The following is a 25853-nucleotide window of genomic DNA, read 5'->3' as shown; positions in this document are numbered from 1 at the left end:
CTCCCGATCGATGAGGACCCCCGCATGAAAAGTCTAATAGGGGAGTTCTATACTCCCGAACAGTGAGGAAACCCGCATGAAAAGTCTAATAGAACGATTCTATACGCCCGAGCAGTGAGGAAATCCGAATAAAAAGTCTAATAGAACGGTTCTATACGCCCGAACAGTGGGGAAACCCGCATAAAAAGACTAATAGCACGGTTCTATACGCCCGAACGGTGAGAAAAACCGAATGAAAAGTCTAATAAAACGCTTCTATACGCCCGAACAGTGAGTAAATCCGCATAAAAAGTCTAATAGAATGGTTCTATACGCCCGAACAGTGAGGAAATCCGCATAAAAAGTCTAATAGAAAGGTTCTATACGCCCGAACAGTGAGGAAACCCGCATGAAAAGTCTAATAGAACGATTCTATACGCCCGAACAGTGAGGAAGTCCGCATAAAAAGTCTAATAGAACGGTTCTATACGCCAGGACAATATAAAAAATCCAATTTAAATATAGACTCCGCCCTCCACCTATCAAACAACAAATAACCGCCTCTTATTAAGAAGCGGTTCCACCAAAAAGTAAAGCCCCTAAAAAAACCGTGCATCACCTAAAAAACGTATCCTGGTTTGGTTTTACTTCATCGACTGATTGAGAGAGCGAAGCAGAGTCAGCCGATCTCTTTCTTCTTTTTCCAAAGTGGTCAACAAGAGCACCAAACAACAAAAGAATAGCGAAGCCAATAACAAACCATAGCCACATAGGCATGTTGGACACCTCCTTATCACATCATATTTTGAAGCGATTACGATATGCATCCATATATTAAAAAAAACTATTTTCCTAAGTGCGACTAAAGATGTTAGTTATGTAATTCCCCGCTACACAAAAGAAATAACAGGCCACAGGAAAAAAACTTTTGGTCTACCGGAAAAGGTCGTAACTTCCAGTCGATAATCTCCGTTTCTCTTTTTCGTATTAGCCTGGATTTTGCTATAATAGGGGAATGGAAAATTAGAATGGGGGACGTTTGCAGTGTTAATGGAAATACGTGAGTGGAAGCACGTTTTTAAATTGGATCCTAATAAAGAGATATCGGACGAAGATTTAGAGCTTGTGTGCGAATCCGGAACCGATGCGATTCTAGTCGGCGGTACGGACGGGGTCACACTCGACAATGTGCTGAGCCTGATGAGCAGGGTGAGAAGATATTCGTTGCCATGTGCATTGGAGGTTTCCACCATAGAATCGGTTACACCGGGATTTGATTATTATTTTATCCCAAGTGTGTTGAACAGCAGAAAGACAGAATGGGTCACGGACCTTCATATAGAGGCACTGAAAGAGTACGGAGATATTATGAACTGGGAAGAGATCGTGGCAGAAGGGTACTGCATCCTGAATGCCGACTGTAAAGCTGCCAAGTTAACGGAAGCCAAAACAGATCTCGACAAAGAAGATGTCATTGCCTATGCAAGACTAGCAGAGAAAATGTTTAATCTGCCTATCTTTTACTTAGAATATAGTGGTACGTACGGGGACGTGGAAATGGTCCAGGCGGCCAAACAAACTCTCGAAAAAACGCAACTATTCTACGGAGGCGGCATCTCCACAGCCGAACGCGCCAAAGAAATGGCAGCCCACGCAGATACCGTCGTAGTAGGAAACGCAGTATATGAAAATTTAAAAGAAGCGCTGAAGACAGTTGACGCTGTGAAAAATTAGTTTCTAGATATTCTAGCTGTTGATTGGAGCACGGGGCGAAGACTCCTCGAAAATGCTACGCATTTTCTTCGTGCGATGTTTCGCTGTCGAAGCCTTCCTTGTCCTGAGGGAGATAGCGGTAGGTTGAGACCCCGCAACGAAGTGAGGAGGCTCAAGCACCGCCCCTAGGAAAGCGAAGCCTAGTGCGGAAATCAACAGCGGTGGATGCAAAGATTCTAAAATTAATAGTAATTCTCAAGCCAATTTAGTATGATAGAAAATAAGAACATATGTTTGTTGGGACGGTGGAAAAATATGCAATATTTAAGTCAAAGGCTTCTTGAAGGACTGAACCCCATGCAAAAAGAAGCCGTGAAGAAAACGGACGGCCCCTTACTCATCATGGCCGGAGCGGGAAGTGGAAAAACGAAGGTGTTAACGCACCGAATCGCCTACCTGATGGCCGAAAAACAGGTAGCGCCATGGAATATTCTTGCGATTACCTTTACAAACAAAGCAGCGCGTGAAATGAAAGAGCGTGTGGAAAAGCTACTCGGACCGGCTGCAGAAGACATCTGGATCTCCACATTCCACTCCATGTGCGTGCGAATCCTGCGCCGTGACATTGACCGCATCGGAATTAACCGCAATTTTACCATTCTTGATACGACCGACCAGCTGTCTGTTATCAAGAATATTTTAAAGGACCGAAATATCGATCCGAAAAAATTCGAACCAAGAACCATCCTTGGTACCATCAGCTCTGCCAAAAATGAACTGATGAATCCAGAACAATATGCAAAACAGCCACTTGGTCCTTATGAGCAGCAAGTAGCGGAAATCTATACCGACTATCAAAAGAGGCTGAAAAAGAACCAAGCGCTTGATTTTGACGATTTGATTATGACGACCATCCATCTCTTTAAACGTGTACCGGAAGTGCTCGAATACTATCAGCGCAAGTTCCAATATATCCACGTGGACGAGTATCAGGATACGAACAGAGCGCAATATACATTGGTTAACCTTTTGGCTGACCGCTTGAAAAACCTTTGTGTGGTAGGGGATTCTGATCAATCCATCTATCGCTGGCGTGGAGCGGATATCGCCAATATCCTTTCTTTTGAAAAAGATTATCCAAACGCGGAGGTAGTCCTGTTAGAGCAAAATTACCGTTCTACTAAACGTATCCTAGAAGCGGCTAACCGAGTGATCGAAAACAATATCGGCCGTAAAAAGAAGAACCTTTGGACGGAAAACGACGAAGGGCAAAAAATCATTCATTACCAAGCGGATTCTGAGAAATCGGAAGCACAGTTTGTAGTCGGAAAAATGCGTGAACTAATGCGACAAGACCCAACACGCACCCTTGGTGATTTTGCGATACTTTACCGTACAAACGCCCAGTCCCGTGTGATGGAGGAAATGCTCCTCATGTCCAACATCAATTACACAATCGTCGGTGGGACAAAGTTCTACGACCGCAAAGAGATCAAGGATATCCTCGCGTATCTGCGCTTGATTGCGAATCCAGACGACGACATCAGCTTGCAGCGAATTGTGAATGTGCCTAAACGTGGCATCGGGGCAACAACAGTTGATAAGATCGCCAATTACGCGGCACAGCATGATATCTCCATTTTCACAGCACTTGCAGAAGTAGACTTAATTGGTGTCAGCGGCCGTGCTACGTCCCAATTGAAAGAGTTCCGTGCGCTGATTGAAGGCTATGTGCAAATGCAAGAGTACATCTCTGTGACGGAACTAGTAGAAGAGGTTCTTGAAAAATCAGGCTATCGAGAAATGCTGAAAGCCGACAAAACAATTGAATCCCAAAGCAGACTAGAAAACATCGATGAGTTCCTATCTGTTACGAAGAATTTTGAAGAAAAATATGACGATAAGAGCTTGGTTGCTTTCCTTACAGACCTGGCGCTTGTTGCTGATATTGATAAATTGGACGAGGAAGATCCAGCCCAGCAGGAAGGTGTTATTTTAATGACACTTCATGCTGCAAAAGGACTTGAATTCCCGGTTGTATTCCTGATTGGAATGGAGGAAGGGGTATTTCCTCACAGCCGTTCGCTGTTTGAAGAAGCCGAAATGGAAGAGGAACGCCGCCTGGCTTACGTTGGAATTACTCGTGCTGAGCAGCAATTGTTCATCACGAACGCCCAAATGCGTACGTTATTTGGTCGTACAAACATTAACCCACCTTCTCGTTTTATAAAAGAAATTCCCGAAGAGTTACTAGAAAGCGAAGAAAACAAAGAAGCTGCATCCCGTCCAACGCCATTTGGTGGCCGCGGGTCAAGTTTTGGAGGCGGCTCTGCGTCACCATTTGGAGGCAATTCTTCTTCTGGAAGAGCAAGGGCGGCAAGTCCTGCTTCACAAACCGCACGCCGTACCACAGCACCATCCCGCGGGCTGACTGCAACGGGTGGAGAAAGCTTGGACTGGATGGTAGGAGACAAAGCAGAACATAAAAAATGGGGAGTCGGTACTGTTGTCAGCGTAAAAGGCGATGGCGACAGCAAGGAACTCGACATTGCCTTCCCAAGCCCAACAGGAATCAAACGCCTATTGGCCAAGTTTGCCCCTGTGACGAAGGTTCAACAATAGATGATAACCGCCAAATAAGAAAGGACGACATTGCATGGAAAGAGAACAAGCTGAAAAACGGGTTCGCGAGCTGCATGATGTGCTGAACCAATATAACTATGAATATCATGTACTGGACAAACCGTCCGTTTCAGATGCCGAATATGACTCTCTTTTACAAGAGCTATTAACGCTCGAAAAGGAGTATCCAGAACTGCAAACGGAAGACTCTCCGACTCAGCGTGTAGGAGGGAATATTCTAGAGATGTTCAACAAGGTCGAGCACCGCACCCCGATGCTCAGCCTTGGCAATGCCTTCAACGAAGACGACTTGCGTGATTTCGACCGCCGAGTCAAGCAGGCTGTCGGCGATGATGTGACCTATGTGTGCGAACTGAAAATTGACGGTTTGGCTGTGTCCCTGCGCTATGAGGACGGTTTGTTTGTTCTTGGCGCGACCCGTGGAGATGGGACAACTGGTGAGGACATCACCATGAATCTCAAAACGATTAAATCCATTCCCTTACGCTTAAAAGAACCGGTGACGATGGAGGTTCGCGGAGAAGCTTACATGCCGAAGAATTCTTTTGAGAAGTTGAACGAAGCGAAAATGGAGCGCGAAGAAGAGCCATTTGCCAACCCACGTAATGCGGCGGCGGGGTCTCTTCGTCAGCTTGATCCAAAAATTGCTGCATCCCGTAACTTGTCCGTGTACGTGTATAGCCTTGCAGACGCGGGAGAAGCAGGTGTTGATTCCCACAGCGAAGGCTTAGATTACCTAGATAAACTAGGGTTTAAGACAAATGCGGAGCGAAAAGTGTGCACGTCGATTGAAGAAGTTTTGGAATATGTCACAGCTTGGCACACAAAACGCCCGGATCTGTCGTATGATATAGACGGTATCGTAATTAAAGTGGACAACACCGAGCATCAAGAACAGCTTGGTTTTACCGCAAAAAGTCCAAGATGGGCCATTGCGTACAAGTTCCCTGCAGAAGAAGTCACGACTAAGCTTCTTGATATCGAGCTGAATATCGGCCGAACAGGTGTGGTGACACCAACGGCAATCCTTGAACCTGTGCGTGTAGCAGGGACGACGGTCCAAAGAGCTTCCTTACATAATGAAGACCTCATCCGTGAAAAGGACATCAAGCTTGGCGATACCGTTATCGTGAAAAAAGCTGGAGATATTATTCCTGAAGTGGTGAATGTACTTGTAGAGCAGAGAACCGGTGAAGAACGTGATTTCACCATGCCGACACACTGTCCGGAATGTGAAAGCGAGCTTGTCCGCATTGAAGGGGAAGTGGCGTTGCGCTGCATCAATCCGAAATGTCCGGCACAGATTCGTGAGGGATTGATTCATTTTGTATCCCGTAATGCCATGAATATTGATGGTCTTGGAGAAAAGGTAATTGCTCAACTTTTCCGCGAGAACCTGATTGAAGACGTGGCAGACCTTTATAAATTGACAAAAGAACAGCTTCTGGAGCTGGAGCGTATGGGCGAAAAGTCTGCAGATAACCTGATAGCTGCAATAGAAAAAACGAAGGACAACTCTCTGGAGCGCCTTCTGTTTGGACTGGGAATCCGTTTGGTAGGAGCAAAAGCAGCCAAAACATTGGCACAGGAATTCGAGAATATGGACCGTCTTGCAAGCTTGACGAAAGAAGAGCTGACAGCGATTCATGAAATTGGCGACAAGATGGCTGATTCCATAGTGACTTATTTTGAACAGCCGGAAGTGACAGAACTTCTTTCGGAGCTAAAAGAACTAGGGGTCAACATGGCGTATAAAGGACCGAAGCCAGTAAGCGCGAAAGATGTTGATTCTTATTTTGCAGGAAAAACGATCGTCCTGACAGGAAAGCTGGAAGAAATGTCACGAAATGATGCGAAAGCAGCCATTGAACAATTGGGTGGAAAAGTGACCGGAAGCGTCAGCAAAAACACGCATTTAGTGATTGCTGGAGAAGATGCCGGCTCTAAGCTTACAAAAGCACAGGAGCTTGGAATAGAAGTTTGGAATGAAGCACAAATGCTTAAGGAAATACAATCATAAGAGGTGTTGGAAGTGAAAAGGTTTTTGTCGTTGCTCCTTGTTGTTTCTCTTTTTGCCACCGGATGTGTGCCAGGCTTCGAGAAGCAGGAAGAAGTGGTACAAGATCCAGCGCAGCAGGAAAACACGGAACAAGCCATTGTTCCAAGATATAAAATATCAGATGACTTTTATCAAACCATTCTTCCTTATAAGCCAGGGGAAACTCGCGGCCAAATCGCCCCGCGCCTAAACAGCCGGGTCGATGTGGAGGAGTTGGAAACCGGATTGATGCGCATGTCGCAGGAGGTATTTCCTTCCGACAGTTATTTGTATCAGGAAGGTCAGTATATAAAGAGGAATACGATTAGAAGCTGGTTAGGTCGAGTAGACCCGGATGATGAGGATACTACTGGATTGAATCCCCCTTTGATTCGCGGAGTTGATACGGAAGACACAAACGAAAAAAGTCCAATCTACCTAGCGCATGTTCAGGAACAAAACTATCTTGTCCGTAAGGGAGAAGATCAGGTGGAACTTGGCGGGGTATCCATTGGAATCGCGTTAAACTCTATCCACTATTATAATTTAACGGATGAAGAAGGTGGATATCCGAGGGAATATGTGATTCCAGATGACGAACTTGAAGCTGAAGGAAAGAAAATAGCGGAAGAAGTTATCAGAAGGGTTCGTGGCATGGAAGGACTTGAAAATGTTCCGATCATTATTGGATTGTATAAACAAAGTCCTGCCAATTCCGTTGTCCCGGGAAGCTTTATCGCAAAAGCAAATGTCTCATCAGGCGACAATTCGGTTGGTAAATGGGAAAAAATTAATGAAGAATATCACCTTTTCCCAAATAGTGATACTACCGAATTATATCGTGATGACGCAGTACGATTTGAAAATTTTAAGCTGGATATTGACGACTATTTTCCAAATCATACAGGTGTGATCGGAAAGGGTTATTACCGTGATGGTGAACTTCAACAGCTTTCCATTGAAGTGAATATGGAGTTTAACGGGAAAGCCGAGTTGATCGGTTTCACTCAGTATGTAACAGGCCTAGTGGTGGAACACTTCCCGAATTATATCAATCTACAAGTATCCATTTCTTCCATCAGTGGAGAAGAAGCATTGATTGTAAGGGATGCAGGATCGGAAAAACCGTTTGTTCATATCTATTAATCATTTGCGACCTACTATTCTTTATGGGATAGTGGGTTTTTTGTGCTGTGAATGGATAGACGAGGATTGATTGTAACTCTTTTTGTGGTTATTGTGACTTTTACAAAAAAATGCTCAAACACTCACCTAACCCAGGTTTAATGCACCATTCAATCCCCTCCAAATTTTTCTTCCGATTAGAATATAAACAATATTTGAAAGACTAGTAATGATAGGGTAGAATGAGAATTGTATGCAAGCGCTTTAGAATGCAAAGGAGGGCGAATGTAATGGTATTACCTTACAAACATGAACCATTTACTGATTTCACTAATGAGGAAAACAAACAAGCTTATCTTGAAGGCTTGAAACTAGTGGACTCTTATTTAGGACAAGATTACGACTTAGTTATTGGTGGAGAGCGTGTTACGACGGAAGATAAAATCGTATCCGTGAACCCTGCAAATAAAGAAGAGGTTATTGGTCGTGTGTCAAAGGCAGATCGTGACTTGGCTGAGAAGGCGATGCAAGTTGCAGACGAAACGTTCAAAACGTGGCGTAAGGTGAAGCCAGAAGTAAGAGCAGACATCTTGTTCCGTGCGGCAGCAATCATTCGCCGTCGTAAGCACGAATTCTCTGCACTCTTAACTAAAGAAGCAGGGAAGCCTTGGAATGAAGCGGATGCAGATACTGCGGAAGCAATTGATTTCCTTGAGTACTATGCGCGTCAAATGCTTAAGCTAAAAGACGGTATGCCATTAGAGAGCCGCGTTGGGGAATACAACCGTTATAACTATATTCCACTAGGTGTAGGTGTGATCATCTCTCCTTGGAACTTCCCATTTGCAATCATGGCTGGTACTGCAGTAGCGGCGATTGTAACGGGTAACACAGTACTATTGAAGCCTGCGTCTACAACTCCTGTTGTTGCGGCTAAATTCGTAGAAGTAATGGAAGAGGCTGGACTGCCTGCTGGCGTACTTAACTTTGTACCAGGTAGCGGCGCGGAAGTAGGGGACTACCTAGTAGACCACCCACGCACTCGCTTCATCTCGTTCACTGGATCTCGTGACGTTGGTCTACGAATCTATGAGCGTGCTTCTAAAGTGAACCCTGGCCAAATCTGGCTGAAGCGTGTCATCGCTGAAATGGGTGGAAAAGATACGATTGTGGTGGACAGCGAGGGCGACCTTGAGTTGGCAGCACAATCCATCGTAAAATCTGCATTCGGTTTCTCCGGTCAAAAATGTTCTGCGTGCTCCCGTGCGGTAATCGTGGAAGATGTGTATGACCAAGTATTGAACCGTGCAGTAGAATTAACAAAAGAATTGACAGTTGGCGATCCAACAGAAAACCACTACATGGGACCTGTTATCGACCAAGCTGCATTTGATAAAGTAATGAAATATGTTGCTATCGGAAAAGAAGAAGGACGCATTCTTGCAGGTGGAGAAGGAGACAACTCCAAAGGATTCTTCGTTCAGCCGACAATCGTTGCTGATGTGGATCCGGAAGCTCGCCTAATGAAAGAGGAAATCTTCGGGCCGGTTGTAGCATTTGCAAAAGCAAAAGACTACAATCATGCGCTTGAGATTGCCAACAACACAGAATACGGCTTGACTGGAGCGGTTATCACAAACAACCGCGACAAAATTGAGCAAGCTCGTGAAGACTTCCACGTAGGTAACCTTTACTTCAACCGTGGATGCACAGGTGCAATCGTTGGATACCAACCATTTGGAGGATTCAACATGTCTGGTACTGACTCCAAAGCGGGCGGTCCTGACTACCTATTGCTTCACTTACAAGCAAAAACAACTTCTGAAACTCTGTAATAGTTATAATAGAAGGAAGCTGATACCTAGTGGGGTGTCAGCTTCTTTTTTTGGTGGGAGAGTGGGATTACCATAGAAAATACTTTGGCACGAACTCGGGTGGTTTTGGCACGAACTCGCGTCATTTTGGCACGAACTCGCCCCATTTTGGCATCAACTCTCACTGTATCGGCACGAACTCTCACTAACTCTCCTTAAACCCCACTAAAAATCTGCTAAAACCACCGAATATCCAAACTTTATTGCTACTTTTTTACATATTTTCCACGCGAACCTTTCATACTAACAAATGTGTTCAAATATAGTATGAAAAGGAGATATAAAATGAAGAAATTCCTTAGTATTTTAACGGTGTTGCTGTTTGTTTTAGGTGGAATGAGCAACTTGGCTGCTGCGAATGCGAATACCGGCAGCAAGCAAGATGCACAAGTCCGTATTCTGCATGCATCCCCTGACGCGCCGGCTGTGGACGTTTATGTCGATGGAAATGTTGCGGTTGAGGGTGCGAAGTTTAAAGATGCAACTGATTACTTAATGCTACCGGCAGGCCCACACAAAGTGGAGATCTATCCTGCGGGTAAAAAAGATCAACCAGTTATCGCTCAGCAACTTGAAGTAGAAGGTGGCAAGGCATACACGGTAGCGGCTGTTAATAAGCTTGCGAACCTTGAGATGATTGCGGTAGAAGATACTAGAAAAGCACCTAAAGGAAAGGCGTTCACGCGTGTCGGTCACCTATCGCCTGATGCTCCACAAGTGGATGTAGGAGTAATTGATGGAGATACAGTATTCAGTGAACTTTCTTTTAAAGACATTTCCGTATATCAGGAACTTGAGCCTGGAACGTACGATTTGGAAATCAGAACACCTGATAAAAAACAAGTTCTAGACCTCTCTGGAACAAAGCTTGAAAAAGATACGGTGTACAGTGTGTTTGCAGTAAATACAGCTGACAAATTAGAAGTTATTGTGCTGGTGGATAACGAGAAGTAAATGAAAAGAGAACCCGTCTATGTGAACGGGTTCTCTTTTGTATAAATTAATCTTCTTTATTCTGTTCTGTTTCCATTGTTTCTTCCATTTCCGTAAAGCCTTCACGAACTTTTTTACGTGGGAAGTTTGTAAGATAACTTACAACTATTACGGCAATCGTACTTAGGATGAACCCTGGAATGATTTCATATAAGAAAGCTGTTAACGGTTCGCCGTTGATAGTGAAAGGACCATAGATCCATAATAGTACCGTGATGGTACCCACTAGCATACCTGCAAGTGCACCCCAACGGTTCATGCGTTTCCAGTAAAGACTTAGTATTACAACTGGACCAAATGCTGCACCAAATCCTGCCCATGCGTTACCAACCAGGTTAAGGATGGTGTCATTAGGTGTTAGGGATAGTGCAATTGCGACTAGAGCAACGATAAGAACGGAGATACGACCGATTAGGACAAGTTCTTTATCAGATGCTTCACGGCGCAAGAACGTTTTATAAAAGTCTTCTGTCAGCGCACTGGATGTAACAAGTAGCTGAGAAGAAATCGTACTCATGATAGCAGCTAAAATTGCTGCAAGTAAGAATCCACTAATTAGTGGGTGGAACAAGAATTGGGAGAACACAATAAAGATTGTTTCTGCATCGGCTAATTCCATTCCTGTACGGTTCACATATGCAATCCCTACAAGTCCTGTAGCCATCGCACCAATGATAGAAACGATCATCCAGCTCATTCCGATACGACGAGCAGCTTTGAAATCACGGATGGACTTAATCGCCATAAAACGAACGATGATGTGAGGTTGACCAAAGTAACCTAGTCCCCAAGCAAGTAACGAAATAATTCCAAGGACGGTCGTTCCTTTAAAGAAATCAAGGTAAGTTGGGTCGATGGAACGTACTTCATCAAGTGTAACTCCAACTCCGCCTAAATCAGTAAATGCGACGATTGGCACTAGTACTAAGGCAAGAAGCATGATGACACCTTGTACAAAGTCAGTTAAACTAACTGCCAAGAATCCTCCGAACAATGTATAAGCCACTACTACACCAGCCGTTACGAATAAACCAGTTTTGTAGTCTAACCCAAATGCACTATCAAATAGTGTACCACCTGAAACTAAACCAGAGGAGGTGTAGAGAGTGAAGAAAATGATGATTACGATCGCTGATACGAAGCGTAAGATACGAGTTCCATCATAAAAACGGTTCTCGAAGAAATCTGGGATTGTAATGGAGTCATTCGCAGTTTCTGTATAAACCCTTAAACGAGGTGCAACGACCAAATAGTTTACATATGCTCCAATTGTAAGACCGATGGCAATCCACATACTCGATACACCAGTAGCATACATGGCACCGGGTAGACCCATTAGCATCCAACCACTCATATCAGATGCCCCGGCAGATAATGCTGTTACTCCAGGTCCTAATTGACGACCACCAAGCATATAGCCTGAAATATCGTCTGTAGATGTCTTATAGGCATATAAACCTATTCCTAGCATGGCGATAAAATAAAGTGCTAGGGAAATAAATACTCCTGTGTCCACAATATCAACTCCTGAATTATCTTTAATTTAGTTTGTACATCAGCAATTTCGGCGCCCCAAATTGCTCTCATAACGGTTACGAGTATTTAAGCTAACAAAGTATTTCCCTTTATTCAAGCGATTGAAACCTTTTTCAATAGGAAGAAAATCACTCTACCCCTTGATACGATGGGCATACCTCCCAATCGAAAAGAAATTAAAGTAAAACTATTCAGAATTATCAAACATGTAATATTGCTGTAATATTCCTAACCCTACTCACCGTCACTCTTCCCAGAATGCACACTTATTTTCTCTCAAAAAACGCGAAACATACCACATACCAAAAACCTTTTGAGGTCGGGGAGAGGAGGGTTTCTTTAGTGCTCTAACGCATTGAGGGTCAGACCCCTCTTTACTCCACTAAAGAAAAATCATGCCAATATCCCGTTAGAATTGCTTGTGGGGGTTAAAGTTTAGTATGATAGGGGTATTGTGCAAGTTCGATTTTTTGTGGAGGTGAAAGAGGATGTCACGTATTTCGGAGGATCAGGTGAAGCATGTGGCGCATTTGGCCCGTCTTGCAATCAGTGAGGATGAGGCAGTTATGTTCACAAGTCAATTAGATGCAATTATTTCATTCGCGGAGAAGCTGAATGAATTAGATACAGAAAATGTTCAACCAACTTCTCATGTTCTACATATGAAGAATGTCATGAGGGAAGATGTCGCGAAAGATGGTCTGCCGGTGGATGAGGTATTGAAAAATGCTCCAGACCACAAGAACGGCCAGATTCGCGTACCAAGCATTATTGAATAGGAAAGAGTAAGGAGGGAACCCCATGTCATTGTTTGATAAAAAGCTATCGGAATTACATAGCCTTTTACATAAAAAAGAAATCAGCGTATCTGACCTTGTTGATACATCGTACAAACGCATCAACGAAGTCGACGATAAGGTACAAGCATTCCTGACACTGGACGAAGAGAATGCCCGTAAATATGCAAAAGTCCTCGACCAAGCATTAGGATTAGAAAAGGATCACGGACTTTTATTCGGTCTTCCAATTGGAATCAAGGACAACATCGTCACAAAAGGCATTCGCACTACAGCTGCGAGTAAAATCCTTGGAGACTTTAACCCAATCTACAATGCTACAGTGGTAGAAAAGCTGAACCAAGCGGAAACCGTCACCATCGGTAAAATCAATATGGACGAGTTTGCCATGGGATCTTCCAATGAAAACTCTGCCTTTGCGGCAACGAAAAACCCTTGGGACCTTGAACGTGTGCCAGGCGGATCAAGCGGTGGATCTGCAGCGGCAGTAGCAGCAGGGGAAGTATTTTTCTCCCTGGGCTCTGATACAGGTGGATCAATCCGTCAACCTGCTGCATTCTGTGGAGTTGTCGGCCTGAAACCTACCTATGGACGCGTTTCCCGTTACGGTTTGATTGCTTTTGCATCTTCCCTTGACCAAATCGGTCCAATTACACGTACCGTAGAAGACAATGCTTATCTTTTACAAGCGATCTCCGGACTGGATTCTATGGATTCAACATCAGCAAACGCTGACGTTCCAGACTTCCTTTCCAGCCTTACAGGTGATGTTAAAGGGCTGAAAATCGGTGTGCCTAAAGAGTATCTGGCAGAAGGCGTAAGCGAAGAGGTTCGCCAATCTGTTAAAGATGCACTAAAAGTATTAGAAGGACTAGGCGCAACATGGGAAGAGGTTTCCCTGCCGCACTCCCAATACGCTTTGGCAACATATTATCTATTATCTTCATCAGAAGCATCTGCAAACCTTGCCCGTTTTGACGGTGTTCGCTATGGCTACCGCACAGACAATGCGAAGAACCTAATCGACATGTACAAGCAGACTCGCAGTGAAGGCTTTGGACCTGAAGTGAAGCGCCGTATCATGCTTGGAACTTACGCGTTGAGCGCAGGTCACTATGATGCTTATTATGTAAAAGCTCAAAAGGTTCGTACGCTAATCAAGCAGGATTTTGAAGATGTCTTTGAAAAATATGATGTCATCATCGGACCTACAACACCGACTCCAGCCTTTAAAGTAGGCGAAAACACGAAGGATCCACTTACGATGTATGCAAACGATATCCTGACCATTCCAGTGAACCTTGCAGGCGTTCCAGGAATCTCTGTACCAGCAGGCTTTGTAGACGGACTGCCAGTAGGCTTGCAGATCATCGGAAATCATTTTGAGGAAAGCACTATATACCGCGTTGCCCATGCATTCGAGCAGGCAACCGACCATCATAAAAAGAAGCCACAGCTGTAAGGGGTGAAAAATAGACATGAATTTTGAAACGATTATTGGCCTTGAAGTGCACGTAGAATTAAAAACAAAATCCAAAATTTTCTCGGCAAGTCCGAACGAATTCGGCGCAGAACCGAACTCCAACACAAGTGTCGTGGAACTTGGCTATCCGGGAACGCTACCTGTTCTGAACAAACAGGCAGTGGAATACGCGATGAAGGCTGCAATGGCACTGAATTGTGAAGTCGCAACCGACACCAAATTCGACCGCAAAAACTACTTTTATCCGGACAACCCGAAGGCTTATCAGATCTCTCAACATGACAAACCGATCGGGGAGAACGGCTGGATTGATATTGAAGTGAACGGAGAGAAAAAACGTATTGGTATCACGCGCCTTCACTTGGAAGAGGATGCAGGAAAATTGATGCACACAGGCGACGGTTATTCCCTTGTCGACTATAACCGCCAAGGAACACCGCTTGTGGAAATCGTATCGGAACCTGATATCCGTACACCGGAGGAAGCTTATGCCTACCTGGAAAAATTGAAGTCCATCATCCAATACACGGGCGTTTCTGATTGTAAAATGGAAGAAGGATCTTTGCGTTGTGATGCAAACATTTCCCTGCGTCCAATCGGCCAAAAGGAATTCGGTACGAAAGCGGAACTGAAAAACCTGAACTCCTTCAACTTTGTTCAAAAAGGACTAGAGCATGAAGTCGTTCGTCAGGAGCAAGTTCTTTTATCTGGCGGAGTGATTGAACAGGAAACACGCCGTTATGACGAAGCGACGAAGAAGACGATTCTGATGCGTGTAAAAGAGGGATCCGATGACTACCGTTACTTCCCCGAGCCGGATCTTGTCGCACTTCACATCGATGATGACTGGAAAGAGCGCGTTCGCGCAGACATCCCAACCCTTCCGGACGAGCGCAAAAAGCGTTACGTCGAAGAGCTTGGACTACCTGCATACGACGCTCAAGTCCTGACCATCACAAAAGAAATGTCCGATTTCTTTGATGGAACCGTTAAAGCTGGTGCAGACGCGAAGCTTGCTTCCAACTGGCTGATGGGCGAGGTTTCTGCTTATCTAAACGCTGAAAGTAAAGAACTTGGTGATACAGCCTTGACGCCAGAAGGACTTGCCGGCATGATTAAGCTCCTTGAAAAGGGCACGATTTCATCAAAAATTGCCAAGAAAGTTTTCAAAGAACTAATTGAAAACGGCGGCGATGCAGAGAAAATCGTAAAAGAAAAAGGCCTTGTCCAAATATCGGACGAAGGGACCCTTCGTAAAATGGTCGGTGAAACTTTGGATGCAAATCCAAAATCCGTCCAGGACTATAAAGAAGGAACAGAACGTGCCATCGGCTTCCTTGTTGGCCAGATCATGAAAGCCTCCAAAGGCCAGGCAAACCCGCAAATGGTGAACAAGATTTTGATTGAAGAGATTAAGAAGCGATAATGTTGATATGTAAAACCCCAACGTAGGATGTTGGGGTTGTTTTTTTATGGGAGTGGAGTGGAGGTAGTGTGGGTGGAGTGGTGTCGTTTTTTGTCGAATGGCATTTATCCCGCTTGAATTGGCTAATAAAATGAAATTGGACAATAAATCTAAAGTTTGGACAATAAATGTTAAAAGTGGACAAAAAATTCAAATTCCGGACAATAAACTCGACCAAGCATTACGCCCCCCATTCCAACACACTCTAAAACTCCCCATGCACCACTGCAAAATCAACTCCTAACAAAAAAGAGCGCCAAAATGCGCTCCACGAAAACCTTTCCCCTTTAAAACTCCCGCACATCTCCCAAATATTCCTCCAACGTGATCCCTTTCGCATAAATCTCCCCAGCAATATCGACGCCAACATACCTGAAATGCCAAGGCTCAAACGCGTAGCCGGTAATATTCGTTTTCCCTTTCGGATAGCGCAAAATAAACCCGTAGTGGTGGGCATTTTCCGCAAGCCACTTGCCCTCAACTGTCCCCTCCAATGCCTCCACTAACTCAAGCCCCACACTCTTCGCGGTAATATCCATCGCAAGTCCGGTCTGATGCTCGCTAGTCCCGGGCAACGCCACGTAGAGGACCGCCTGCTCATAACCAAATGTGGCTACCTCATTTTTAAAAATAGCCTCCTGTGTTTCGTAAGAACGGAACCCAGAACGGGCATAAAGTTCGATGCCTTCCCCTTTTGCGACATTGAACATAACCTCAAGCGACTCAGCTGCCTCTGCACGCAGCTTGGAACGGTCGCTGTTTTCATCACCAAAAGAAAACGGTACATTCGGTTTAATTAAATCCCCAGGACGATACCCTTCCGGCAGCGACCAGAATTTATTGACCATCACATTCATTGCACCTGGGTTGGCCACAACAGGAATCGCTTCAGGGTCGGAAACCTCCTCAGGTTCAGCTGGCTCCTCTTCCGTCGGAGGAGCTTCAGCTTCTTCCGTTTCTTCCGGTGCAACAACCACCTCACTACCGTCCTCTTCTTTTTCAAAAAAATCCTCCCATACCACGTCGTCCACCACGGTCACTACCGGCACTGTCGACTTGCCTGCATGAGGACTCCCTACCAATGGTTCCTTTTCTTCTAATAAACTATCAAAGGTCGTGCAACCAGCTAGCAAACTCAGGCCTACGCCGCAAATAATTCCTTTTTTTAGCATAAGTAATAGTTTTCCCCTTTTATATGGTTTATGATGAAATAGGTAAAAGTTTGTAAATTCCTACTATTAGTTTACACCTATCATCATCCAAGAAAAAGGTAGAAAAATAGAAATGTTTTTGAAACCTTTAGGAGAAATGACCCGTATATAATAGCGGAAGGAAATTTTGGAAGAAGGATTAAGGTCCTAAGGTGATTGCCTTCAATACAACAGGAAAGGAAACGATGGCTTATGACGTTGTTTGGATTGGACATGATGACGCTCTATTTTTGGTGCCTCATCATCTTTGGTGGCTTGACGCTGATTTACGTATTATTGTCTGATGTGGTAGACGGGATATTTGATGTGTTACCTATTGATCCAGCTCTTATCTTTTCATTTTTTACCGTATTTGGAGCAACAGGCTATCTAGTTGAAAAATACTCGCCGCTATCAGGATTGCTGGTGTTGGCCATTGCCACCGTCCTCGCACTTCTACTAGTCATACTGCTTCACATCTTTGTCTTTGTACCAATCAAGTCCGCCGATTCCTCACTCGGTTACACAGACGATGACTTAAAAGGAAAGCTTGCACGAGTTATCATCTCGGTCCCGAAAGATGGGTTTGGGGAAGTGGTACTAAGCATTGGCGGAAGCACCGTTTCACGTTCTGCACAGAGCTTTGAAAACGAGGAAATCCCTTATGATACGGAAGTCCTGATCATCGATGTCCAAACCGGAGTGGTTTCTGTCACTCCATACGAAAAGGTTTTAGAAAACTATAATAAATAGGGGGAACAGAAAATGGGTGAAATGTTTATCATTATTGGTGCCGTCGTTGCGCTAATTTTCGTACTGATTGTCGTGTTCATCGCACGCTACAAAACAGTCGGTCCAGACGAAGCTTTAATCATCACAGGTAGCTACCTGGGCGGGAAAAATGTCCACACGGACGAAGCCGGAAACAAAATCAAGATTGTACGAGGTGGCGGTGCGTTCATCGTGCCGGTATTCCAACAATCTGAACCATTAAGCTTACTATCTATTAAACTAGACGTAAAAACGCCAGAAGTTTACACAGAGCAAGGTGTTCCTGTGATGGCGGACGGTACCGCGATCATCAAGATCGGCAATTCCATCGGCGATATCGCTACAGCTGCCGAGCAATTTTTAGGAAAAAGAAAAGAGGACCTGGAAAACGAAGCACGTGAAGTACTAGAAGGTCACCTTCGTTCTATCCTAGGTTCCATGACAGTAGAAGAAATCTACAAGAATCGTGAAAAGTTCTCGCAAGAAGTACAACGTGTTGCCTCTCAGGATTTAGCGAAAATGGGATTGGTCATCGTATCCTTTACCATTCGTGATATCCGCGACAGCAATGGATACTTAGAATCTCTTGGTAAACCACGTATCGCGCAAGTAAAACGTGACGCAGACATTGCAACTGCGGAAGCAGATAAAGAAACACGTATCAAGCGTGCTGAAGCGGCAAAAGACGCACAACGCGCTGAGCTTGAGCGTGCGACGGAGATCGCAGAAGCAGAAAAAACCAACCAAATGAAGGTTGCCGAGTACCGCCGTGAGCAAGACATCGCAAAAGCACGTGCCGACCAAGCGTACCACCTAGAGGAAGCACGAGCGAAACAAGAAGTAACCGAGCAACAGATGCAGATCCAAATCATCGAGCGTCAAAAGCAAATTGAGCTTGAGGAAAAAGAGATCTTGCGTCGTGAGCGTCAATACGATTCTGAAGTTAAGAAAAAAGCCGATGCAGACCGTTACTCTGTTGAGCAGGCTGCAGCAGCTGATAAAGCAAAACAAATGGCAGAAGCAGATGCAAACAAATACCGCATCGAAGCAATGGCCAAAGCAGAAGCAGAAAAAGTCCGTATTGACGGTCTTGCAATTGCCGATGCCCAAAGAGCACAAGGGGAATCCGAAGCAGAAGTTATCCGCCTGAAAGGTCTTGCAGAAGCGGAAGCGAAAGAAAAGATCGCGGAAGCATTCGAACAGTTCGGTCAAGCGGCTATCCTCGACATGATCATCAAAATGCTTCCTGAATATGCGAAGCAAGTTGCAGCTCCACTTGGCAACATCGATAAGATCACAGTTGTGGACACTGGCGGAAGCGGTGAAAATGGCGGCGCCAACAAAGTGACTGGCTACGCAACAAACCTGATGTCTACTCTTCAAGAATCCTTAAAGGCGTCATCTGGAATTGATGTAAAAGAATTGATTGAAAACTTCTCAGGCAAAGCGAACGTGCGTCACAGCATCGACAGCCTGACGAATGAAATCGCTACTTCTAAAAAGAGCGAAGAGAAGAAGACAGAAGAATAATTGAGAGCTTGGGCCCCCACCTGCAGCTGCTACTTTTGAGAAGTGGCGGCCCGGGTGGGGGTTTTCTTTTTTGGGGGATGCCAACCGTATTTCTCAAAATTTTCATTTTAATTGCATATCCACACCCGAATAGGCTAATATGTTATCAGTAGTGGGTTACAGGTTCACTACTTAGTGGTATTGGGAAAATATAACTAACTTATATAACAACATACAGAGATAGACAACACATAGATATAAAAGAGGGCTTAGTTAAATATACGTTTAGGATGATGGGTAAATGAAAAGAGCTAGGGTAATATACAATCCAACATCTGGTCGTGAGCTGTTCAAAAAGCATCTGCCAGAAGTGTTGGTTAGATTAGAAAAAGCCGGCTATGAAACATCCTGCCATGCGACAACTGGTCATGGAGATGCGACAGAAGCTGCCAGGCTGGCTGTGGAACGCAGGTATGACCTTGTAGTAGCAGCTGGCGGAGACGGAACAATCAACGAAGTGGTCAACGGGTTGGCAGAACAGGAATACCGCCCACAACTTGGCATTATTCCAGTGGGTACGACGAACGACTTTGCCAGAGCACTTGACCTGCCACGCGATGACATTTTAGGTTGTGTTGATGTCATTGCAGAAGGCGTTCCGATGCCAGTGGATATTGGAAAAGCAAATGATCAGTACTTCATGAATATTGCCGGTGGCGGAAAAATGACCGAGCTATCCTATGAAGTGCCAATTAAAATGAAAACTATGCTTGGCCAGCTTGCCTACTACCTAAAAGGAATCGAGATGCTTCCATCTATTCGCCCGACAAACGTAACGATTGAATACGATGGAAAAATCTTTGAAGGCGAGATCATGCTGTTCTTAGTCTCCTTATCGAATTCGGTAGGCGGCTTCGAAAAACTTGCGCCAGATTCCTGCATGAACGACGGCATGTTTGATATGATCATTCTTAAAAAAGCAAACATAGCAGACTTCATCCGTATTGCTTCCATGGCACTGCGCGGAGATCATGTGAAAGACGATTTAGTTATCTACACAAAGGCAAACAGGGTAAAAGTAAACACAAAAGAGAAGATGCAACTAAATCTAGACGGCGAGTACGGTGGCCTGCTTCCAGGTGAATTCGTCAACCTCTACCGTCACCTTGAAGTACTAGTAACCGAAAAACGCAAGAAAACCGAAATGGCAAAATGCGAATAGAAATAAGCAGCGGTGAGTGATGCCGCTGCTTATTTTTTTGTATTTCTTCCAATAGGAATCTCGCATCATTTTTACATTATTGCAACACGTTCAAGGAAAAATATGTTAATGTTGAGTAAAATGGGAACGCCAAACAGGAGGGGTTAGTATGAAGGATAGTATGTGTGAGGGGATTTTTTCAATAGTAGGCTTTATGAGAAATCAACGCGTTGTTAGGTTTAAGAGGCTAGCTGTTTTGTGTTGCCTCACCATTGTATTAACCGGCTGTAACATGTTCGTTCAAACAGAACCAGACCCTGAATTCACCATATCCTCGACTTCCGTTGGCATGGGTGGGAATGAGTATGAAACAGTTCAATATGTCCGCTACTCCATGATTCTTACATATAATGATAGGTTGAAAATAGTAAAAGATACAGTAGAACCCTTACTTGCCGGATGGTTAGAGGAGCGTATGCTCGACCATGAAATCGAGATGGCAGAGGAAATAGGCGACGGGCAATTTAAGCTGGAAGGGAAAGTGACGTTTGATCCTGAAGAATTAACAAAAGTGGAATTGACGAATCTTGAAAAACAAGAAGAAACCATCCAAGGTGTTCTTTTTGAAACCACCTCAGGCGACTCCTATCAAGCGGTCATCATTGATTCGGAAACCAAGCTTAAAAAAATCGGGGAGTAAGGTACCTGACTAGGACCAACTTCCCAAAAATAAAAAATCTAAAAAAACAGTCAATAACTTTGTTGACAATTCATATAAGTATGGTAGGATTAATTTTAACAAAAACACAACTTAAATTGACGCTTATCTAGAGCGGCTGAGGGACTGGCCCGTTGAAGCCCGGCAACCTGCGAACAGCAAGGTGCCAATTCCAGCAAAATGGATACCCATTTTGGAAGATAAGGTGCACTTACATACATGCGCCTTTTCCATAATGGGAGAGGCGTTTTTGTCTGTTTCACTCCAATAGATTTCCGTTCCGGGTGTTCGCTTTCCGCGGGGCGGTGCTTGAGCCTCCTCACTTCGTTGCGGGTGTCTCAAGGCAACCGCTACCTCCCGCCGGAGTCTCACACCCTGCACTACAATCTATCGGGGGTAACCGTATCTTTTTTAAATTTTGTAAAACGAAACGGAGGCGAGCCAACTGGCACAGTCGGAATGGGAAGAAGTTGTTACCCACTTGGAAACAATGCTACAATCAATCAAATTTGGATCTATCACCCTAGTCGTACAGGATGGAAAAGTCATTCAGATAGAAAAAAATGAGAAGGTTCGCCTTCAGAAAAAATAAATTTCAATTAAATATGAATTCAGCTGTTGATTGGAGTACAGGCGCAGACTTCATCGGGAGGTAGCGCTTAGGGGAGACCCTGCAGGCTTGCCGGGGAGGCTCCACAAGCGCCCCGAGGAAAGCGAAGCCGGTACGGAAATCAACAGCGTGTTTTACAGAAATCAATCATAAACACTCGCTGACCAGACAAACTGGAGGCGGTCTTTTTACATGATGCTTGGCTTGGATCAACAAGCCAGCACTTGTAAAAGGGCTGCCTTTTTTCATTGGAAAAGAAAGGAGCAAATAACAGTATGAACGAGAAAATAACGTATGAAAACTGGAAGGAGACCTCGCCCATCTTCGAGGTTGATGATGACACAAAAGGGGCGACCGCAGTTTTGAAATGGGCGTTTGGAACTTATGAATCCGATGAAATCATCTATGCCTCAAGCTTTGGGGCAGAGGCAGTGGTTTTAATCGACCTCATTCAAAAGGTAAAGCCCGATGCGCATATTGTATTTTTAGATACCGATCTGCATTTTCCAGAAACCTATCAGGTCATTGAGGAAATTAAAAATAGATACCCGACTTTGCAGATTGAAAAAAGAAAACCGGCTCTCACTTTGGATCAACAAGCAGCGGCACATGGCACCGCCCTTTGGAAAAGGGACCCCGGCCAATGCTGCCAAATTCGAAAGGTCGAACCATTAAGAGAAGCACTCACGCCAAAGAAGGCATGGATTTCTGGGCTTAGGAGGGAGCAGTCACCAACACGTGCCAGCACGAACTTCCTCAACCGGGATGATAAATTCCAAAATATAAAAATCTGCCCTCTCATTCATTGGACATGGGAGGATGTGTGGGGCTATATAAGGACCCGGGGACTTCCCTATAACGAGCTTCATGATCAAGGGTATCCGAGCATCGGCTGCTTTCCCTGTACACAAGCAGTCGGCACAGACGGAGATTCCCGAGCTGGCCGTTGGGCGGGTAGCGGGAAGACGGAGTGCGGCTTGCATACAAACTAAGAGTGGCTGTGAGATGAAGGAGGAAAAAGCATGTTAGTGACAATGGCCGTTATCGTTGGTCTATTTTTCGCCATGAATATTGGGGCGAGCGGTGCGGCGGCATCCATGGGAATTGCGTATGGATCAGGAGTGATTAAAAGGAATGTGGCATTAGTGCTATGCGGAATTGCGGTGTTCTTTGGGGCATGGCTTGGCGGCGGAGAGGTCGTTAAGACGATGGGAAGTGGCATTGTCCCACAGAGTACTTTTACGGTGGCCATTGCACTGATTGTGATTGCATCAGCGGCCCTGTCTTTATTTTTAGCAAATATATTCGGCATCCCGCTTTCCACTAGTGAAGTGACGGTCGGCTCGGTCGTTGGGGCGGGGATTGTCTATCAATCTGTGTTTGTCGGAAAGCTCGCCTGGATTGTTTCATTCTGGTTGCTGACCCCTGTTCTGGCGTTTTTATTAGCAATTGGGGCGACTTGGTTGCTGAAAAATAGAGTGATTGATCGTTGGGTAAAGTCTTCAAGGGCCGTTCCGATATTGTCCGTGCTGGTTGTGGTGATGGGAGTGTTCGAGGCATTCTCAGCTGGAATGAATAATGTCGCAAATGCCGTGGGACCACTTGTAGGAGCAGGCATCATGAGCACTGGACAGGGAATTCTCTGGGGAGGACTATTTGTCGCTCTTGGCGCGATATTGCTTGGTCAGCGCGTCATTGAAACGAACGGCAAAAAGATTACAAAGCTGCGCCTGGAGGAAGGGTGCGTGATTTCGGGGACAGGGGCAGGGATTGTTACAGTCGCTTCTGTGTTTGGTATACCAGTCCCCCTGACTCAGATTACGACGTCATCAATTATCGGAATCGGCTTTGTGAAGCAGGGCAGGTCTGTTTTGAAAAAGGACATTGTCGTGCAGCTTCTGGTTGTGTGGGTGGTATCGCCGGTGTTATCGATGGTGTTATCCTACACGCTAATTCAGCTGTTGATTGAGCAGAATGTGTATCCGGTGATTGCGATGATCGGCGTGCTGGTTTCGGTGTTTGGAGTGAAGTTTTTGATGCAGCGAACGGGTGGATCTGGAGCTGGAGCGGCGGCGGTTTCGGGAGGGAGTAAGGAGTGATTAAGGATTTGGGTTGCGTGAAGAGGTGTGTGGCTGTGGGAAATGGGGGCGCAAGGAGCAAATGTCCGAAGTTTTGCCGAAAGTGGCCGAAGATTTTCAAAAGTTGACCGAAGTTCCGCTTAAAGTGACCGAAGATTTCGTCAAATTGACCGAACCAATTTTCCAAATGACCGAAACCCAGTCAAAATTGACCGAAGTCTTTAAAAGGTTGACCGAACTCTATCTAAAATAGCAGTGAACTTGTCCGAACATGCCGGAAAGTTGACCGAACGATTTTAAATCACTAAAAAACCATAGATTTTCAACCAAATTACACAAAAAAGCGAGGGAAACAATCAATGACCTTACCAAAACCACATGGCGGCACGCTTGTGCAAGCCTACCAACCAAACTATGAAACAACAAAACTTACAAAAGAAATCCAAATCGACGCAATCGCACTAAGCGATCTAGAACTCATCGGTGTCGGACTCTTCAGTCCGCTCACAGGGTTCCTCACTAAATCCGACTACGAATCTGTCGTTGAAAACCTGCGACTGGCAAACGGAACCGTCTGGTCGGTTCCGGTCACGCTGCCGGTCACAAAAGAAGTGGCAAGCACCTTACAACAAGGAGAAACCTATAAGCTTACCCACCAACAAACCACATATGGAGTCATAACCGTTTCCGAATGGTATGTGCCAGACCTCCAAAAAGAGGCCCGTGAAGTCTACAAAACGGAAGAACTCGCACACCCCGGAGTCAAACGACTATTCGAAAGGGGCGACATCTACGTCGCGGGGGAAGTAATCCTTACGCAAAAACCAAATAAAGGTGTAGCCGAAGACGTCTGGCTCGAACCGAAAGAAACTCGCGAACTTTTCGAGCAAAAAGGCTGGAAAACAGTCGTCGGCTTTCAAACGAGAAACCCAGTCCATCGAGCTCATGAGTATATTCAAAAAGCGGCATTGGAAACGGTAGATGGACTTTTCCTAAACCCACTCGTAGGTGAGACAAAATCGGACGATATTCCTGCGGATGTCAGGCTTAAAAGCTACCGAGTGCTTCTAGAAAATTACTACCCAACAGACCGTGTCCAGCTGGCAGTTTACCCGGCGGCAATGCGTTATGCAGGTCCAAGGGAAGCCATTTTTCACGCCATTGCCAGGAAAAATTTCGGCTGCACCCATTTTATAGTAGGGCGGGATCATGCGGGAGTTGGTGACTATTATGGAACTTATGATGCGCAGCATATTTTCCATCAGTTCACAGAGGAAGAGCTTGGCATTAAACCATTATTTTTTGAGCATAGCTTTTACTGCAATAAATGCGAGGGGATGGCCTCGGATAAAACGTGTCCGCATCCAACAAAAGACAGAGTTATATTATCTGGCACGAAGGTGAGGGAGCTGCTGAGAGCAGGGGAGCTTCCGCCGTCTAGCTTCAGTCGAAAAGAGGTCGTCGAGGTCTTGATCGATGGACTAAAACAAAAGAAAACAGCTGCCGTATAAAGGAGGAAATGAGAAATGAGTTCTAAAGCCACCAACATCACCTGGCACGAACAGGCCATCACAAAAGAGGAGCGCCGTGTACAGAACGGGCATGGCAGTTGTGTCCTCTGGTTCACCGGCCTATCGGGATCCGGTAAGTCGACCATCGCAAATGCAGTATCCACAGAATTATATCGCCAAAGCATTAACGAGTATGTATTGGACGGAGATAATGTCCGTCATGGACTGAACAAAGATTTAGGATTTTCAGATGCGGACCGCAACGAAAACATTCGTCGCATCGGGGAAGTGGCAAAGCTTTTCGTGGACAGCGGCAAGATTGTGACGACCGCATTTATCTCTCCCTTCCAAGCAGACCGGAATCAGGTCAGAAAACTGTTTGAAAAGGAAGAGTTCATTGAAGTATTTGTGGACTGCCCATTGGAGGAATGTGAAAAGAGAGATCCGAAACAACTGTACGCGAAGGCGAGACGCGGGGAAATCAAGGATTTTACCGGCATTGATTCACCGTACGAGAAGCCACCACAAGCAGAAATAACTATCGCATCCAGCACACAGACTGTGGAAGAAGCCGTCAACACGATACTTCAATACTTAAGAAACCAAAAAATTATTTAAA

At 45.1% G+C, this 25853-nt stretch carries 22 protein-coding genes and 1 riboswitch; of the genes, 19 read left to right on the top strand and 3 right to left on the bottom strand.

Annotated features, from left to right (window positions below; translation table 11 throughout):
• Window positions 1-594: 594 nt before the first annotated feature.
• Entirely contained in the window at window positions 595-756 is a 162-nt protein-coding gene (locus HF078_RS03875) for a hypothetical protein (protein WP_169289926.1), read from the bottom strand.
• 273 nt (window positions 757-1029) lie between these two features.
• Between HF078_RS03875 and pcrB the strand changes: the two genes are divergently transcribed.
• The 6 genes from pcrB (at window position 1030) to HF078_RS03845 (ending at window position 10326) form a co-directional block, all read left to right on the top strand.
• The gene (gene pcrB, locus HF078_RS03870) at window positions 1030-1713 is read left to right on the top strand and encodes a heptaprenylglyceryl phosphate synthase (RefSeq protein WP_169289930.1); all 684 of its coding nucleotides are present in this window, start codon (window positions 1030-1032) and stop codon (window positions 1711-1713) included.
• A 294-nt stretch (window positions 1714-2007) separates the two neighbouring features.
• Complete coding sequence (pcrA, locus tag HF078_RS03865; protein ID WP_169289925.1) at window positions 2008-4314, top strand: DNA helicase PcrA; 2307 nt, start codon at window positions 2008-2010, stop codon at window positions 4312-4314.
• Window positions 4315-4348: 34 nt separating this feature from the next.
• Complete coding sequence (gene ligA / locus HF078_RS03860) at window positions 4349-6355, top strand: NAD-dependent DNA ligase LigA (protein ID WP_169289924.1); 2007 nt, start codon at window positions 4349-4351, stop codon at window positions 6353-6355.
• A gap of 12 nt (window positions 6356-6367) precedes the next feature.
• Complete coding sequence (locus HF078_RS03855; RefSeq protein ID WP_169289923.1) at window positions 6368-7519, top strand: CamS family sex pheromone protein; 1152 nt, start codon at window positions 6368-6370, stop codon at window positions 7517-7519.
• 269 nt (window positions 7520-7788) lie between these two features.
• Complete coding sequence (gene pruA / locus HF078_RS03850) at window positions 7789-9333, top strand: L-glutamate gamma-semialdehyde dehydrogenase (protein WP_148988992.1); 1545 nt, start codon at window positions 7789-7791, stop codon at window positions 9331-9333.
• 324 nt (window positions 9334-9657) lie between these two features.
• Window positions 9658-10326, top strand: a complete 669-nt coding sequence (locus tag HF078_RS03845) for a DUF4397 domain-containing protein (RefSeq protein WP_169289922.1) — start codon at window positions 9658-9660, stop codon at window positions 10324-10326.
• Between the two features lie 46 nt (window positions 10327-10372).
• Here the strand turns inward: HF078_RS03845 and putP are convergent, their stop codons facing one another.
• On the bottom strand, window positions 10373-11881 hold the full coding sequence (gene putP, locus HF078_RS03840) for a sodium/proline symporter PutP (protein WP_169289921.1): 1509 nt from the start codon (window positions 11879-11881) through the stop codon (window positions 10373-10375).
• A gap of 508 nt (window positions 11882-12389) precedes the next feature.
• Here putP and gatC point away from each other — a divergent pair.
• The 3 genes from gatC to gatB are packed head-to-tail and all read left to right on the top strand — an operon-like array spanning window position 12390 to window position 15607.
• Entirely contained in the window at window positions 12390-12680 is a 291-nt protein-coding gene (gene gatC, locus HF078_RS03835) for an Asp-tRNA(Asn)/Glu-tRNA(Gln) amidotransferase subunit GatC (protein ID WP_088016902.1), read from the top strand.
• Between the two features lie 22 nt (window positions 12681-12702).
• Complete coding sequence (gene gatA / locus HF078_RS03830) at window positions 12703-14160, top strand: Asp-tRNA(Asn)/Glu-tRNA(Gln) amidotransferase subunit GatA (protein ID WP_169289920.1); 1458 nt, start codon at window positions 12703-12705, stop codon at window positions 14158-14160.
• Between the two features lie 16 nt (window positions 14161-14176).
• Window positions 14177-15607, top strand: a complete 1431-nt coding sequence (gene gatB / locus HF078_RS03825) for an Asp-tRNA(Asn)/Glu-tRNA(Gln) amidotransferase subunit GatB (protein WP_169289919.1) — start codon at window positions 14177-14179, stop codon at window positions 15605-15607.
• 326 nt (window positions 15608-15933) lie between these two features.
• Here gatB and HF078_RS03820 read toward each other — a convergent pair whose 3' ends face one another.
• Window positions 15934-16779 carry a M15 family metallopeptidase gene (locus HF078_RS03820; protein ID WP_240951668.1) on the bottom strand — a complete coding sequence of 282 codons (846 nt, stop codon included), beginning with the start codon at window positions 16777-16779 and terminating at the stop codon, window positions 15934-15936.
• 270 nt (window positions 16780-17049) lie between these two features.
• Between HF078_RS03820 and HF078_RS03815 the strand changes: the two genes are divergently transcribed.
• The 10 genes from HF078_RS03815 (at window position 17050) to cysC (ending at window position 25852) form a co-directional block, all read left to right on the top strand.
• Window positions 17050-17589, top strand: a complete 540-nt coding sequence (locus tag HF078_RS03815) for an NfeD family membrane protein (RefSeq protein WP_060664048.1) — start codon at window positions 17050-17052, stop codon at window positions 17587-17589.
• Between the two features lie 12 nt (window positions 17590-17601).
• Window positions 17602-19137, top strand: a complete 1536-nt coding sequence (locus HF078_RS03810; RefSeq protein WP_169289917.1) for a flotillin family protein — start codon at window positions 17602-17604, stop codon at window positions 19135-19137.
• 280 nt (window positions 19138-19417) lie between these two features.
• Window positions 19418-20338, top strand: coding sequence for a diacylglycerol kinase (locus HF078_RS03805; protein ID WP_169289916.1), 921 nt, complete (start codon window positions 19418-19420; stop codon window positions 20336-20338).
• 148 nt (window positions 20339-20486) lie between these two features.
• Window positions 20487-21017, top strand: coding sequence for a hypothetical protein (locus HF078_RS03800; protein WP_169289915.1), 531 nt, complete (start codon window positions 20487-20489; stop codon window positions 21015-21017).
• Between the two features lie 120 nt (window positions 21018-21137).
• Window positions 21138-21242: riboswitch (SAM riboswitch) on the top strand.
• A gap of 238 nt (window positions 21243-21480) precedes the next feature.
• The gene (locus tag HF078_RS03795; protein WP_169289929.1) at window positions 21481-21627 is read left to right on the top strand and encodes a YezD family protein; all 147 of its coding nucleotides are present in this window, start codon (window positions 21481-21483) and stop codon (window positions 21625-21627) included.
• Window positions 21628-21920: 293 nt separating this feature from the next.
• Entirely contained in the window at window positions 21921-22637 is a 717-nt protein-coding gene (locus HF078_RS03790) for a phosphoadenylyl-sulfate reductase (protein ID WP_169289914.1), read from the top strand.
• A 30-nt stretch (window positions 22638-22667) separates the two neighbouring features.
• On the top strand, window positions 22668-23744 hold the full coding sequence (locus HF078_RS03785) for an inorganic phosphate transporter (protein ID WP_169289913.1): 1077 nt from the start codon (window positions 22668-22670) through the stop codon (window positions 23742-23744).
• Window positions 23745-23757: 13 nt separating this feature from the next.
• Complete coding sequence (locus HF078_RS03780; protein WP_169289912.1) at window positions 23758-23976, top strand: hypothetical protein; 219 nt, start codon at window positions 23758-23760, stop codon at window positions 23974-23976.
• A 106-nt stretch (window positions 23977-24082) separates the two neighbouring features.
• Window positions 24083-25234, top strand: a complete 1152-nt coding sequence (sat, locus tag HF078_RS03775; protein WP_169289911.1) for a sulfate adenylyltransferase — start codon at window positions 24083-24085, stop codon at window positions 25232-25234.
• Window positions 25235-25249: 15 nt separating this feature from the next.
• The gene (cysC, locus tag HF078_RS03770) at window positions 25250-25852 is read left to right on the top strand and encodes an adenylyl-sulfate kinase (RefSeq protein ID WP_169289910.1); all 603 of its coding nucleotides are present in this window, start codon (window positions 25250-25252) and stop codon (window positions 25850-25852) included.
• Window position 25853 lies beyond the last annotated feature (1 nt).

Source organism: Bacillus sp. RO2 (assembly GCF_012911845.1).
GTDB lineage: Bacteria > Bacillota > Bacilli > Bacillales > Bacillaceae_I > Sutcliffiella_A.
The sequence above is the reverse complement of the archived record's forward strand: the minus strand, read 5'-3'. Positions and strand labels throughout refer to the sequence as shown.